15 protein-coding genes are annotated in these 13,832 nt (G+C 36.6%); 13 read left to right on the top strand and 2 right to left on the bottom strand.

All coding sequences use genetic code 11. The annotated features are described in order from the left end of the window. Window positions 1-137: 137 nt before the first annotated feature. The 13 genes from rpsL to dnaB all read left to right on the top strand — a co-directional run bounded on the left by rpsL (window position 138) and on the right by dnaB (window position 12,740). The gene (rpsL, locus tag JN09_RS00915; protein ID WP_204431921.1) at window positions 138-581 is read left to right on the top strand and encodes a 30S ribosomal protein S12; all 444 of its coding nucleotides are present in this window, start codon (window positions 138-140) and stop codon (window positions 579-581) included. Between the two features lie 52 nt (window positions 582-633). Beyond that, complete coding sequence (gene rpsG, locus JN09_RS00910; protein ID WP_204431920.1) at window positions 634-1,104, top strand: 30S ribosomal protein S7; 471 nt, start codon at window positions 634-636, stop codon at window positions 1,102-1,104. 18 nt (window positions 1,105-1,122) lie between these two features. Next, window positions 1,123-3,192 (top strand): elongation factor G, encoded by a 2,070-nt coding sequence (gene fusA / locus JN09_RS00905; protein ID WP_204431919.1) that lies wholly within the window; start codon window positions 1,123-1,125, stop codon window positions 3,190-3,192. 88 nt (window positions 3,193-3,280) lie between these two features. Then, on the top strand, window positions 3,281-4,465 hold the full coding sequence (tuf, locus tag JN09_RS00900) for an elongation factor Tu (protein WP_204431918.1): 1,185 nt from the start codon (window positions 3,281-3,283) through the stop codon (window positions 4,463-4,465). 99 nt (window positions 4,466-4,564) lie between these two features. After that, a complete protein-coding gene (locus JN09_RS00895) occupies window positions 4,565-5,326 on the top strand; it encodes a TatD family hydrolase (RefSeq protein ID WP_204431917.1) in 762 nt (253 codons plus the stop codon). Window positions 5,327-5,329: 3 nt separating this feature from the next. After that, window positions 5,330-6,391, top strand: coding sequence for a S1C family serine protease (locus JN09_RS00890; RefSeq protein WP_204431916.1), 1,062 nt, complete (start codon window positions 5,330-5,332; stop codon window positions 6,389-6,391). A 9-nt stretch (window positions 6,392-6,400) separates the two neighbouring features. After that, a complete protein-coding gene (locus JN09_RS00885; RefSeq protein ID WP_204431915.1) occupies window positions 6,401-7,174 on the top strand; it encodes a hypothetical protein in 774 nt (257 codons plus the stop codon). Between the two features lies 1 nt (window position 7,175). Next, complete coding sequence (locus tag JN09_RS00880; RefSeq protein WP_204431914.1) at window positions 7,176-7,646, top strand: CinA family protein; 471 nt, start codon at window positions 7,176-7,178, stop codon at window positions 7,644-7,646. A gap of 127 nt (window positions 7,647-7,773) precedes the next feature. Further along, window positions 7,774-8,061, top strand: coding sequence for a 30S ribosomal protein S6 (gene rpsF, locus JN09_RS00875; RefSeq protein ID WP_204431913.1), 288 nt, complete (start codon window positions 7,774-7,776; stop codon window positions 8,059-8,061). Between the two features lie 12 nt (window positions 8,062-8,073). After that, on the top strand, window positions 8,074-8,496 hold the full coding sequence (ssb, locus tag JN09_RS00870; RefSeq protein ID WP_204431912.1) for a single-stranded DNA-binding protein: 423 nt from the start codon (window positions 8,074-8,076) through the stop codon (window positions 8,494-8,496). Between the two features lie 14 nt (window positions 8,497-8,510). Continuing rightward, the gene (gene rpsR / locus JN09_RS00865; RefSeq protein WP_204431911.1) at window positions 8,511-8,741 is read left to right on the top strand and encodes a 30S ribosomal protein S18; all 231 of its coding nucleotides are present in this window, start codon (window positions 8,511-8,513) and stop codon (window positions 8,739-8,741) included. A gap of 201 nt (window positions 8,742-8,942) precedes the next feature. Next, window positions 8,943-11,378 (top strand): 50S ribosomal protein L9, encoded by a 2,436-nt coding sequence (gene rplI / locus JN09_RS00860; protein WP_204431910.1) that lies wholly within the window; start codon window positions 8,943-8,945, stop codon window positions 11,376-11,378. A gap of 9 nt (window positions 11,379-11,387) precedes the next feature. Next, the gene (gene dnaB / locus JN09_RS00855) at window positions 11,388-12,740 is read left to right on the top strand and encodes a replicative DNA helicase (RefSeq protein WP_204431909.1); all 1,353 of its coding nucleotides are present in this window, start codon (window positions 11,388-11,390) and stop codon (window positions 12,738-12,740) included. Window positions 12,741-12,778: 38 nt separating this feature from the next. On the opposite strand, the gene JN09_RS00850 is transcribed toward dnaB, so the two are convergent. Both JN09_RS00850 and JN09_RS00845 read right to left on the bottom strand, forming a co-directional pair. Further along, window positions 12,779-13,276 (bottom strand): hypothetical protein, encoded by a 498-nt coding sequence (locus JN09_RS00850; protein ID WP_204431908.1) that lies wholly within the window; start codon window positions 13,274-13,276, stop codon window positions 12,779-12,781. Window positions 13,277-13,331: 55 nt separating this feature from the next. Further along, the gene (locus JN09_RS00845; RefSeq protein WP_204431907.1) at window positions 13,332-13,766 is read right to left on the bottom strand and encodes a Dps family protein; all 435 of its coding nucleotides are present in this window, start codon (window positions 13,764-13,766) and stop codon (window positions 13,332-13,334) included. Window positions 13,767-13,832: the final 66 nt, after the last annotated feature.

The raw sequence follows: 13,832 nt of genomic DNA, 5'->3' as shown, positions 1-13,832 counted from the left end.
CGTTTAAAAGGTATAATTAAAACGCTGTAAAAATTACGCACAGTTAAAGTCATTTTGGTGATAATAAAGCCAAAATAAATTTTTTGAAAAAAATAAGAAACACACGGTCATGTGTTTACTTAGAAAGGAGAAAGAATATGCCTACAATTGCACAACTCGTAAGAAACGGTAGACAAGACAAAGTTGTAAAATCTAAATCTCCATATCTTGGAATCGGATTAAACACTTTAAAGAAGAAAGAAACAAGTGTTAACTCACCACAAAAACGCGGGGTATGTGTTCGTGTTACAACCATGACACCTAAAAAACCAAACTCAGCTTTACGTAAGTATGCACGTGTTAGATTATCTAACGGTGTTGAAGTTAATGCCTACATCCCAGGTATCGGTCACTCTCTACAAGAACATAGCGTAGTACTAATTCGTGGCGGTCGTGTTAAAGACCTTCCAGGGGTAAGATACCACATCGTTCGTGGAACATTAGACTCATCTGGTGTTGCTAACCGTAAACAAGCTCGTTCAAAATATGGTGCTAAACGTCCTAAACCAGGTCAAGCAGCTGCACCAGCAAAGAAAAAATAAACTTTAAACAAACAAACTATTAATTCAGTATATCTGAAAGGAGGATATTAATATGCCTAGAAAAGGACATATCGTAAAACGTGATGTTTTACCTGACCCAATTTACAACTCAAAACTTGTAACTCGCGTGATCAATACAATCATGTTAGATGGCAAAAAAGGTACTGCTCAAAGCATCCTTTATGGAGCTTTTGATCGTATCAAAGCTGAAACTGGTAAAGAACCAATCGATGTTTTCAATGAAGCTTTAAAAAATATTATGCCAGTACTTGAAGTTCGTTCAAGACGTATTGGCGGACAAAACTATCAAGTTCCAGTTGAGGTGCGTGCAGAGCGTAAAACAACTTTAGGACTTAGATGGTTAATCAACTACTCTCGCCTTAGACACGAAAGAACTATGGAAGAGAAGTTAGCAAAAGAAATTATAGACGCTGCAAATGGAACAGGTGCAGCAGTTAAGAAACGTGAAGATACCCACCGTATGGCTGAAGCGAACAAAGCATTCGCTCACTATCGTTGGTAATCAGAAGGAGTTATTTGTATGTCTCGTCAATTTCCACTAAATAAGACGCGTAATATTGGGATTATGGCCCATATCGACGCGGGTAAAACGACAACTTCAGAGCGTATTCTTTACCATACAGGTAAAATTCATAAGATTGGTGAAACTCACGATGGAGCTTCCCAAATGGACTGGATGGAACAAGAACAAGAACGCGGTATTACGATCACATCTGCAGCAACCACTGCATTTTGGAAAGGACACCGTGTTAACGTTATCGATACTCCAGGCCACGTTGACTTCACTGTTGAAGTTCAAAGAAGCCTTAGAGTTCTAGATGGAGCTGTCACTGTATTAGATGCACAAGCAGGTGTTGAACCACAAACAGAAACTGTTTGGCGTCAAGCTACTGAATATAAAGTTCCACGTGTTATTTTCATTAACAAAATGGATAAAACAGGTGCAGACTTCCAATATTCAATCGGCACAATCCACAACCGTCTTGGTGTTAAAGCAGCACCAATCCAATGGCCAATTGGTTCCGAAGCTAATTTCGACGGAGTCATTGACTTAGTAACATTAAGAGCATACCACTATGATGGTAATGCGGATGAAAACTATACTGAAATTGAAATCCCTGCTAACTTAAAAGACATCGTTGCTAAAAAACGTGTTGAATTAATCGAAGCAGTTGCTGAATTTGACGAAGAAATGATGGTTTCTTACCTTGAAGGTGAAGAAGTCACAGTTGAAATGTTAAAAAGAGCAATCCGTAAAGGAACACTTTCAGTTGAATTTTTCCCAGTTATCTGTGGATCAGCTTTCAAAAACAAAGGTGTTAAACTAATGTTAGACACAGTCATTGACTATCTACCAGCTCCAAATGATGTTGCTGACGTAATTGGTCATGATGAACACGGTAATGAAATGATCAGAAAATCTGACGATTCAGAACCATTCACTGCTCTAGCATTTAAAGTTATGACAGACCCATTCGTGGGAAGATTAACTTTCTTTAGAATATATTCAGGTACTGTACAAAGTGGTTCATATATCCTAAATACAACCAAAAACAAAAAAGAACGTCTTGGTCGCTTACTTCAAATGCATGCGAACCACAGAGAAGAAATCAAAGAAGCTTATGCAGGAGATATCGCAGCAGCCATCGGTCTAAAAGACACAACTACTGGGGATACACTTGCAGGCGAAAAAGATCATATCATTCTTGAATCTATGAAGTTCCCTGAACCAGTTATTCACATCGCGGTTGAACCTAAAACTAAGAACGACCAAGATAAGATGTCTACTGCTTTACAAAAATTAGCAGAAGAAGATCCAACTTTCAGAACTTACACAGATTCAGAAACAGGTCAAACAATCATTGCTGGTATGGGTGAATTACACTTAGATATCATCGTTGACCGTATGAGAAGAGAATTCAAAGTAGAAGCTAACGTTGGTAATCCACAAGTATCTTACAGAGAAACGATTACAAGCGCAGCTGACATTGAAGGTAAATTCATCCGTCAATCAGGTGGTAGAGGTCAATACGGTCACGTATGGATCAAGTTTGAACCAAACCCAGGCAAAGGCTTTGAATTCGTTGATGCTGTTGTTGGTGGTACCGTTCCTAGAGAATATATTGGTGTTGTTCAAAAAGGTCTTGAAGAAGCCCTTCCAAATGGTATCTTAGCTGGTTATCCAGTTCTTGATCTTAAAGCAACCCTATTCGATGGATCATACCATGATGTCGACTCATCTGAAATGGCTTATAAGATTGCCGCAGCTATCGCTTTAAAAGCAGCTAAAGACAAATGTAATGCAACAATTCTTGAACCAATCATGAAGGTTGAAGTTGTTGTACCAGACGAATACGTAGGTAACGTTATTGGGGACATTACATCTCGTAGAGGTAGACTTGAAGCTCAAGAATCAAGAGGTAATGCAATTGGTATTAAAGCCAATGTTCCACTATCTGAAATGTTCGGATATGCAACAGCATTACGTTCAAATTCACAAGGCCGTGCAACATTCGTAATGCAATTTGACCATTATGAAAAAGCACCTAAGTCAATCGCCGAAGAAATCATCAAAAAGCGTAACGCCTAGGTACTTGCAAAAGACCTTCATTTAATATAAAATATTAATTGGTACAAACAGAAAAACAAAAAACATATACTATAAGGAGAATAAGAAAATGGCAAAACAAAAATTCGAACGTACAAAACCACACGTTAACGTCGGAACCATTGGTCACGTTGACCACGGTAAAACAACTTTAACAGCTGCAATTTCAACTGTTTTAGCAGGCAAAGGTCTTGCTGAAAAGAGAGATTACGCTGCAATTGACAGTGCACCAGAAGAAAAAGAACGTGGTATTACTATTAATACTTCACACATTGAATACCAAACTGAAAAACGTCACTATGCACACGTAGACTGCCCAGGTCACGCCGACTATGTTAAAAACATGATCACAGGTGCTGCACAAATGGACGGTGGTATCCTAGTTGTATCAGCTGCAGACGGCCCAATGCCTCAAACACGCGAACACATCTTACTATCACGTCAAGTTGGGGTTCCTAAACTAGTTGTATTCTTAAACAAATGCGACATGGTTGACGACGAAGAATTAATCGATTTAGTTGAAATGGAAGTTCGTGAACTTCTATCAGAATATGACTTCCCAGGTGATGATGTTCCATTCATCCGTGGTTCAGCGTTAAAAGCTCTTGAAGGCGACGCTAAATGGGTTGGCAAAATCGAAGAATTAATGGAAGCTGTTGATACATATATCGACAATCCAGTTCGTGAAATCGACAAACCATTCTTAATGCCAGTTGAAGACGTGTTCACAATCACAGGTCGTGGTACAGTTGCAACAGGTAGAGTTGAACGTGGTACAATCATCGTCAACACTGAAGTTGAAATCGTTGGTATCGCTGACACTCAAAAAACAGTAGTTACTGGGGTAGAAATGTTCCGTAAACTATTAGACAAGGCAGAAGCTGGAGACAACATCGGTGCTTTATTACGTGGTGTTACACGTGACAAAATCCAAAGAGGTCAAGTATTAGCTAAACCAGGTTCAGTTAAACCTCATAGCAAATTCTTAGCTCAAGTTTACGTTCTTTCAAAAGAAGAAGGTGGACGTCATACAGCATTCTTCTCAAACTATCGCCCACAATTCTATTTCCGTACAACTGACATCACAGGTGTCATTACTTTACAAGAAGGTACAGAAATGGTTATGCCAGGTGACAACACAGTAATGAACGTTGAACTAATTCACCCAATCGCTATCGAAGAAGGAACTAAGTTCTCAATTCGTGAAGGTGGACGTACTGTTGGTGCGGGTTCAGTTACTACAATTATTGAATAGTTTTTAAACCAACTAACCACAAGTGAAAGCTTGTGGTTTTTTTTTGATATTCATCATGAATTAACGTATCTGTGTTAAAATAGTATAGAAGGTGAATTTATGATTATTGATACCCATTGCCACTTAAATATAGAGGAGTTTGAAAACAAAATTGAAGAAACACTATCATTCGCAAAGGCTTCTGATGTGCAAAAAATGATCGTGATTGGAATGTATCCAAAAGCAAACACAGATGCCGTTAGCCTTGCTAATCGGTATCCAGAACTCTATGCCACAGTAGGAATACATCCATCTTATGTGGATGAGCCTTATATTGAAGAAGATGTTATTGAATTTACTAAGAATAAGAAAGTAGTTGCAATCGGAGAGATTGGCATTGATTTATATTGGGTAAAAGATAACCTAGAGAAACAAATAAGTCTTTTCAAAGCGCAACTAGAACTTGCAATCAAACTAGATTTGCCTGTTGTAATCCATATGAGAAACAGTGTAAATGAAGTTTATGAAGTGCTAAAAGCGTATAAACAGGTTCGTGGTGTCATGCATTGTTTCAGTGAAAACATCGTTTGGGCAAATAAGTTCATTGAACTTGGCTTTTACATTGGTATTGGTGGGCCAGTCACCTATAAGAAGAATCTCGTAGGAAAAGAGCTGGCTAAGTTAGTACCACTAGATAGACTAGTCATTGAAACAGATAGCCCATATTTAGCACCTAGTCCTTATAGAGGAAAAGAAAACCAACCTGCTTATACCAAGTATGTAGCAGAGGAAATCGCAAATTTAAGAGGAATGACTGTATCAGAAATCAAGGAAATTACCACCTTAAATGCTATAGAATTATTTAGATTAGAAGGAGTTTAATATATGAAGAAATTTTTAGGATTAGCTTTACTATTCATCGCAAGTATTACCTTATCGGGTTGTTATAACACAGAAACAACGACATTTACACTTGAAGATGTTCAAAGCCAAATATCTAGTGTTTACGAAGAATTGAGCCCTGTCACGGTTGCTATTGTCTCATATGATACAAAAGCATATGACTTAAGTGTCGGTCACGGATCTGGTCTGATTTATGATAGAGAAGACCTTGAAGGATCTTATCGTTACTATGTTATTACGAACTATCATGTTATTGAAGGGCAAAGCTATTTACGAGTGTTGGCATCCAAATACTATGATGCAAAAGTGTATGCTTTGAATGAACCTGAAGATTTAGCTCTATTAACCTTTGAAACAACTGAAGATTTACAATATTTTGGAACAGAACAGTTTGATGGTGAAGTCTTTGCTAGACCTACAATTGGATCATTTGTGATCGCAATCGGAACACCACTAGATTTGGACTACTTTAATACCGCCACATTAGGCGTTGTTGGATTAACATCCAATCCAAAAGTGATTCAACATGATGCGTCAATCAATCCAGGAAATAGTGGAGGACCACTCTTTGATCTGAATGGGAATCTATTAGGATTTAACACTTGGAAACGTTCAACAGTCGTAACACCGGAAGGTGAAATCTCTGTTGAAGGGATTGGGTTTGCAATATCTATGCTAACAGCAGTGCCTATTGTAAATAAGATGAGACACGAAAAAAAAGTCGTGTTTGAACAACCGAAACTTGGCGTAACCGTCTCAAATATCTCAGACATTATCGAGAAGAATTATGCGGGTGTTAGACCAGAACACATCGAAGAATCAATCAAAGGTGTGTATGTAGTATCACTAACGCCTTTAAGACCATCTGAGGGATTAATTTTTGAAAGAGATATTATCACTCATGTTAATGATCAACCAATCGAAAGCATCGACGAGTTAAGACTACTCATTAGCGAAATAGAATTTGGAGATAAACTTAATTTAACCATAAGAAGATATTCTCTAGGAGTATTTTCTACTATCGTAGTTGAGCTTACGCTCTAGGAGGCCTAAATGACATTAAACAGCTTGTTACTAAAAATTGAAACAGGACAACCTCTTGGAGAGTCTCATGAGAAAAAACTGGCTAAAAAGCTATGGCTTGTACCAAGTTTTTCAAGAACAGTCCTACATGTAGTATTAGTGCTATTGGCATTCCTCATGGTTTTACTTGGTGTTACAGATTCCCTTAAACCGCTACCAAGCATAGTCTCTTACTTGATTAGTGTCGTTTTAATTGGGCTCTTAATTTACGTTTTATTTGTGCCAAGAAGTATACGTCTTTCTAAGTACTTTAGTGCAGTCGATACATTTTATGAAACCAAATTTGCTGGATTAGAACACTTTGATTTATACTACATAGGTCAACACAAGTCCCCTCACGTTAAAGCGCTTAGATCAAGTAAAATTTACTTACTCTCAAATCATCAGCAACTAATCTTTATTGATGATTATTTTAAAGATACAGAGTATAAACTTCCAAAGGTATATGGTAATGGATCAGAAATATTCTTACGAGTACTTGACCCTACAAAAAACGATCAATCTCGACTTTCAATTTCGATTTCTGAAATAGATTACTTTCACCTTTCAAGTGATGATATAGTACCAACCAAAAAACCTAGAAATAAAAAATATGTTCCCATTTTTCAAACATTTTTGGATCAAGATCCAAGAATGGATGATTATCATTTTATAACCTTAAAACTACTTAATGGAGCGGTTTTCCGTATAAGTTATGATGCGTATTCGGCGTTAAAAAATGCGATACCATTGAGGGAGAGATAACATGGACATCTCTAAGAAAGTACTCGATGTTTTAATCAATTACGACTATAAAATAGCATTCGCTGAGTCCGTCACAGGTGGCGGATTGGCTTATGAGTTAATCAAGAATCCTGGGGCATCCAACGTGATTGAATATAGTGTCGTGACCTATTCAAAAGAAGCCAAAAGAGATGTACTTCTTATTAATGAAACGCTATTTGATGTCCACGGCATTGTCTCAAAAGTCATCTCAATCGAAATGGCTTCTCAAATAAAGAAACTTTCTAAAGCGGATATTGGTGTAGGAATAACAGGTAATGCCGGACCTACAGCTCAAGCTAACTCTCAAGTAGGAGAAATATGGTTTTCGATTGCCTATAAGGAAGAAGTTTATAGCTACCATATTCAATTAAGAGATGAACCTCGTGAACTCATTTTAGAGAATGCGATCAAAGTAGTTTATCAAATGATTTATAAACTACTCACAAAATAAGAGATTATATCGATAAAATATATTTGTATAATAGATATAACTATGTTATAATATCAAAGCATGGTTTTTGTTAACCATCCTTGTCATACCATAGAGTGTGACCAAAAGACCATAAGGAGGTAAGAAGATGAAGAAGTATGAAATTATGTATATCATTCGTCCGAACCTAGAAAGTGAAGAAACTAAGAACGTGATTGCGACATTAAGCAACATTTTCGCAGAAAGACAATCTGAAGTTTTAGAGCTTAAGGAAATCGGATTAAAAGATCTTGCATATGAAATCAACCACATCAAAAAAGGCTATTATGTATGGAAGCTAGTTAACGCCACTACAGAAGCTATTGATGAATTCAATCGTGTCGTTGGTATCACAGAATCAGTCATTCGCCATATCGTTGTTAAAGACGGCGAATAAGGAGGACTCAAGATGCTTAATCGCGTAGTTTTAGTTGGTCGTATAACCAAGGACCCTGAACAAAAAAGAACTCAAAATAATATTCCAGTGGTTTCATTTACTTTGGCGATTGATCGTCAATATTCAAGTGAATCCGGGGATAGACAAGCTGATTTTATTCAATGTGTGGTATGGCGCAAACAAGCCGAAAACATGGCAACCTATGTAAAAAAGGGTGCACTACTCGGTATTGAAGGTCGAATTCAAACAAGAACCTATGAAACTCAAAATGGGGAAACAAGATATGTTACAGAAGTCGTTTGTGACTCAGTATCATTCTTAGAATCTAAAAAACAAGATTCACAACCTCAACCAGTTTATCAAGTTGAAGAAGACGATGATCCATTCATTTCAAGTAATAAAAGTCTAGCTAGTGAAGAAGATTTACCATTCTAAATAGGAGGCTTAATATGCAACAAAGAGGCGGATTTAAAAGACGTCGTAAAGTATGCTATTTTACACAAGCAAAAGTTGATCATATCGATTTCAAAGATGTTGAACTATTAAAGCGTTTCATTTCTGATAGAGGCAAAATTTTACCTCGTCGTGTAACTGGAACATCAGCTAAATGGCAACGTCCACTTGCAGTCGCAATCAAACGTGCAAGACATATGGCATTACTACCATTCGTTAAAGAATAGTACGATACTAATATAAACCACTAGAAATAGTGGTTTTTTTGTATACTTATTTCAATAGATTAAGTTCATTTCAAAGGAAATATTTACTGTTTATCGATCGTTTTAAGTTTCAATAGAACAAGATTCTAATCATTCTAAGTCACCCTTTTATATTGATATAAAAGGCTGATTTTGGTATACTATTATAAAGTGGGTGGATATATGAAACGCATTATTGGATTAATTTTATCGATTGCGGGTTTCATTGTTTCTGGCGTTATTGCTTACCAAGAAGGCGCATTTAACGATAGAGACTTTTTAATATACTATATTTTGATTGTGATATTCATCAGTTTTATCGTTATTTCAATCGAATTTATACTAAATAACAATCGAAAGCAAAAAATTAAATCATTAAATAACAGACTAACCGCTTGGTCAAGCTTATCTTACCATGTTAAACAAATTGGAGATGAAGCTTTTAACGAACTTCCAATCGGTATTTTGCTGTATGACAAAGATACACACACCGTGAAATGGAGTAATCCATATGCTAATAAAGTGTTTGGATTCGATATTGAAAATCATCTACTTAAAGAACTTAATCCTGTATTTGATCAAAACATAGAATCCAGTTCAGCGGCTTTATTATTTACAGTCGGTAATAAGAAGTATGATGCGATTAGCAGTTTAAAAAACCAAGTAATTTATCTTTTCGATGTAACGAGTCGTGAAGAGATTAAAGAAAAATACCAATCACGTTCAACAGCACTCGGAGTACTTTACCTAGACAACGTTGAAGAGGCACTTTCAGGATTTGACATCTACGAAAGATCAAATATTCGTGGTGAATACTTAGGTATCATCACTGACTGGATTCAAGAACATAAAGGGTATTTGAAACTTTATACTGAAGACAGAATGATTATCGCAATGCATTATGAAGAACTTCAAAAAGTAATTCAAAATAAGTTTGAGATATTAAACCGCATTCGTGAGGTATCTTCTAAACATAGAATTAGAGTATCTGCTTCAATTGGGATTGCTTCTTGGGAAGTTTCCTTTGAAGAATTGGGGACACTTGCCCAAAATGCAATTGAACTTGCTGAAAAACGCGGTGGTGACCAGGCAGTAGTTAACATTCAAAACGAAAAGATTGCATATTTTGGTGGTAAAACCAATGCTTCAGAAAAGAGTTCAAGAGTACACGTTCGTGTTCAATCACAGAACTTTAGAGAACTATTAGAAAACAGTTCCAACGTAGTGATTATTGCCCATAAACAAGCCGATATTGATGCACTAGGTGCCATGATTGGCGTGTTTAGAATGTCTGTTGCAAGCAAAGTGGATGCGAAAATCGTATTTGACTTACCTGAAATGGATAATACAGTTAAGAAGTTAATTCCTTACATTAAAGAAGAAGATCCAGAATTATTTAAATCATTTACTGAATCCAAAGATGCTTTAAAGGTTATTGGTGAACACACACTTGTAGTCATTGTGGATACACAATCACCAAATATCATCGCAAACATCGATGTTTATAATCAAGCAAGTAAAGTTGCAGTTATCGATCACCATAGACACAGTGAAAACACATTTGATGGTGAGTTTATGTATGTTGAACCATACGCATCAAGCTCAGTTGAACTTGTTGCAGAAATGATGGAGTTCTACCAAAAAGACATCGACTTACTTCCGATTGAAGCAACCATCATGTATGGTGGTATTCTTGTGGATACGAACGTTTTCTCCTACCGTACCGGTATGAGAACATTTGGTGCGGCTGCATACTTAAAAGAACATGAAGCCTCCTCTGTTAGAGTTAAAGAATGGTTGAGACTGGATTTAGATAGAACTTTACTCATCAATGAATTACTTCAAAACGTTACTGTGGTTACAAAAGGATTTGCGGTAGTATTTGATCAATCTACAGAGATTAGAGACCGCGTATTGTTAGCACAAGTATCAGAACGTATTTTGGATATTGAAGGGGTAAAAGCAGGCTTTACAATTGCTCGAGTAGACGAAGATTCTATTGGGATTAGCGCAAGAAGTTATGATGAAGTAAACGTACAAGTGATTATGGAAGAAATGGGTGGTGGCGGACATCTTAACTCTGCAGCTACTCAAATCAAGAATCAATCACCTGAAGAAGTATTTGATACACTTAAGACACTATTATTAAGAGAACATGACGAAGGAGACGAAAGAATGAAAGTCATTTTAATTGAAGACGTGAAAGGTAGAGGTAAAAAAGACGATATTATTGATGTAGCCAATGGTTATGGTCAATTCTTATTATCTAGCGCTAAAGCCATTATCGCATCAGATGAAAACATTAAAACTTTGGAAACAGAAAAACAAATGATTAAAGAACGTGAAAAAGAGCATTTAGCACTAATGAACAAACTTAAACAAGACATCGAGTCCAAATCGGTTACGATTTATATTAACATGGGTAACGATGGCAAATTGTTCGGTAGTGTTACAACCAAACAAGTAGTTGAAGCGTTTGAAGAACAAACAGGTATTCGTCTCGATAAGAAAAAAGTTGAACTTGTTTCTGACATTAACTCTGTAGGTATTTATACTGCAAGTGTATCCCTACATAAAGATGTTAAAGCGCAATTCGAAATTAATGTATTAGAAAGATAAGGTGATTATATGAGTCGCACCATGCCGTATAGCTTAGAAGCAGAACAGTCCGTTTTAGGGTCAGTATTTCTAAGCCCAGCAGTAATGGTTAGTTTGATGGATAAACTAAACGAAGATGATTTTTATGATCAACGAAATCAACGTATATTTTATGCGCTAAAGAATTTGTTTTTAAGAGAAGAGAAAATGGACTATACCACGGTATCAACTGAACTAGCACAACTAGGTGCAATGAGAGACGTGGGCGTATCCTATCTATCTGAAATCACTGACTTAGTTCCAACGACAACCAATTTAGATGCTTATGTAGATATTGTTAAAGAATACTCGCTTAAGCGCGCAATGATTAAGACCGCAAGCCAAATTGTCGAAGATGGTTTTAATGATAAAATTCGTGCAACAGAGTATATCGATGACACCGAAGAAAAAATCTTTGAATTAATTAGAAGACGTAAGGCAAGCGAGTTTGTTAGAATCAATGAAGTGGTTAACGAGGTTAAAGAAAAGGCCGAAAGCAGAAAAAACAAAGGATCTTTAACAGGTCTTTCAACAGGCTTTGGGATCATGGACCAAATCACTTCGGGACTTCAACCAGAAGAACTTATTATTTTAGCTGCCCGTCCTTCAATGGGTAAGAGTGCGTTTGCGATGAACCTTGCACTTAATGCTGCAAAACATAATAAAGATCAAAAAGCTGCAGTTGCAGTATTCTCGCTAGAAATGTCAAACGAACAACTTGTTGGTCGTATGATGGCCAGTGAGTCTCGTGTCGAAAACCGTAAAATTAAAACGGGTGAATTAACACCAAAAGAATGGCAATTTGTGGATTCAGCGGCAGAATCTCTTGGAAGACTAAATGTATTCTTTGACGATTCATCTGCGATATCCGTCCAAGACATTCGTTCTAAATGTCGTAAGCTAAAACAAGAAAGCAAACTCGATTTTGTTGTCATTGACTACCTTCAACTTATTAAAGGTGATGAGTCAAAAGGTGGCGGTGTAAACCGTCAAGAAGAAGTTGCAAAGATCTCAAGACAGCTAAAACAAATGGCCAGAGAGTTAAAGATTCCTGTCATGGCGTTATCACAGCTTTCTCGTGGCGTTGAAAAACGTGACGATAAACGTCCTGTATTAGCAGACTTAAGAGAATCCGGATCAATTGAACAAGACGCCGATATTGTACTATTCTTGTATCGTGATGAGTATTATTCACATGGCAAAGAAGACAATGGCGAAACAGAATTATCCTTCGCAAAAAACAGACAAGGGTCTGTTGGTAACGTATTACTATTCAAGTTTGAAAAAGAATATTCACGATTCCTTCCAATCACAAGAAGAGAAGAAGACATGGGTCGTGATTAAAGAAATAGTCCAAACCTTAAATCGGTTTGGACTATTTGTTAAAGCTCATCCTCATCGTCATTAATGACTCTTCTAACTCTGGATGTAAAGTTACTATTTACTGTAAAATAAGCATTCTTCTTTGGGAAAAATAATGTATTAATAATTGGTATAAGTAGGAACATAATCCAATATGGATGCCAGTATCCATAGATAATTCCAAGTGTAATGTAAGCTGCGGTTACAGCTAAACTTACCAATCTTCTAGGCTCTAGTTTTCGATCAAATACGATGTTAGAAATCGGTATTAAGAAGAATACTACCCATGTTGGATGCCAGATGTCTGTTGTAAATCCAATCCATAAAAACACCAACAAAGCGATAAAAGGCATTGCCTCGTTGAGTCTTTTGAATATGTTTCCCGTAAGTAACATCGCACTGAGGGGCACCAATAAGAAGAAACTCAAACCTAGACCTAGTTTCTCTAAGAATAACCAAGCCCATAGAAATAACAATAAACTAACCATCGGCATTGAAGCCAAAATTCTTTTTTTCATCATATCTCCTCTATAAAAAATATAAAATAAAAGCCGCATCAGAGCGGCTTATATGTTACTTCAGCAATTCAGATAACATCCAGATGTGTTTTTGTAAGGATGCTCTTGTTGTTGTGAATAAATCTGCAGTAACATCATCGTCAAGCTCTTCAGCGATGCCAAGACCTTCAAGTAATTCTTGATTAATCTGTTTGTAGTCGCTGATGATGACTTTGATCATTTCATCTTTGGTTTCTAATCCTGATGCTTCTTCTATTGTAGCAAGTTCTAAGGATTGTTTTAATGTTGCAACTGGTTTTCCACCAATCATTAGGATTCGTTCTGCGAACTCATCATAGAATTCTGTAGCCTCATTATATAGTTCCTCAAATTTCTCGTGTAATTGGAAGAAATAAGGGCCTTTTACATACCAATGGTAGTTGTGCAACTTAGTGTAAAGAACTGCAAAGTTGGACACCTCTTTGTTTAGTAGTTGTTCTAATTTGTTCATTATGATACCTCCATTTATGTTTCTATTATACCATATTGAAATCTATAGTGAATAAGTGATGTAAAC

Source organism: Paracholeplasma morum (genome assembly GCF_016907055.1).
GTDB lineage: Bacteria > Bacillota_I > Bacilli_A > Acholeplasmatales > UBA5453 > Paracholeplasma > Paracholeplasma morum.
Note: the sequence above shows the minus strand (reverse complement) of the source record. Positions and strands in the feature narration are given on the sequence as shown.

Excerpts from the sequence above, each read along its gene's own strand:
- ssb (WP_204431912.1), top strand. The coding sequence starts at position 8,074 with ATGCTTAATCGCGTAGTTTTAGTTGGTCGTATAACCAAGGACCCTGAA.
- rpsF (WP_204431913.1), top strand. The coding sequence starts at position 7,774 with ATGAAGAAGTATGAAATTATGTATATCATTCGTCCGAACCTAGAAAGT.
- JN09_RS00845 (WP_204431907.1), bottom strand. The coding sequence starts at position 13,766 with ATGAACAAATTAGAACAACTACTAAACAAAGAGGTGTCCAACTTTGCA.
- dnaB (WP_204431909.1), top strand. The coding sequence starts at position 11,388 with ATGAGTCGCACCATGCCGTATAGCTTAGAAGCAGAACAGTCCGTTTTA.
- JN09_RS00880 (WP_204431914.1), top strand. The coding sequence starts at position 7,176 with ATGGACATCTCTAAGAAAGTACTCGATGTTTTAATCAATTACGACTAT.
- rpsR (WP_204431911.1), top strand. The coding sequence starts at position 8,511 with ATGCAACAAAGAGGCGGATTTAAAAGACGTCGTAAAGTATGCTATTTT.
- rpsL (WP_204431921.1), top strand. The coding sequence starts at position 138 with ATGCCTACAATTGCACAACTCGTAAGAAACGGTAGACAAGACAAAGTT.
- tuf (WP_204431918.1), top strand. The coding sequence starts at position 3,281 with ATGGCAAAACAAAAATTCGAACGTACAAAACCACACGTTAACGTCGGA.
- JN09_RS00885 (WP_204431915.1), top strand. The coding sequence starts at position 6,401 with ATGACATTAAACAGCTTGTTACTAAAAATTGAAACAGGACAACCTCTT.
- JN09_RS00850 (WP_204431908.1), bottom strand. The coding sequence starts at position 13,276 with ATGAAAAAAAGAATTTTGGCTTCAATGCCGATGGTTAGTTTATTGTTA.
- rpsG (WP_204431920.1), top strand. The coding sequence starts at position 634 with ATGCCTAGAAAAGGACATATCGTAAAACGTGATGTTTTACCTGACCCA.
- JN09_RS00890 (WP_204431916.1), top strand. The coding sequence starts at position 5,330 with ATGAAGAAATTTTTAGGATTAGCTTTACTATTCATCGCAAGTATTACC.
- rplI (WP_204431910.1), top strand. The coding sequence starts at position 8,943 with ATGAAACGCATTATTGGATTAATTTTATCGATTGCGGGTTTCATTGTT.
- JN09_RS00895 (WP_204431917.1), top strand. The coding sequence starts at position 4,565 with ATGATTATTGATACCCATTGCCACTTAAATATAGAGGAGTTTGAAAAC.
- fusA (WP_204431919.1), top strand. The coding sequence starts at position 1,123 with ATGTCTCGTCAATTTCCACTAAATAAGACGCGTAATATTGGGATTATG.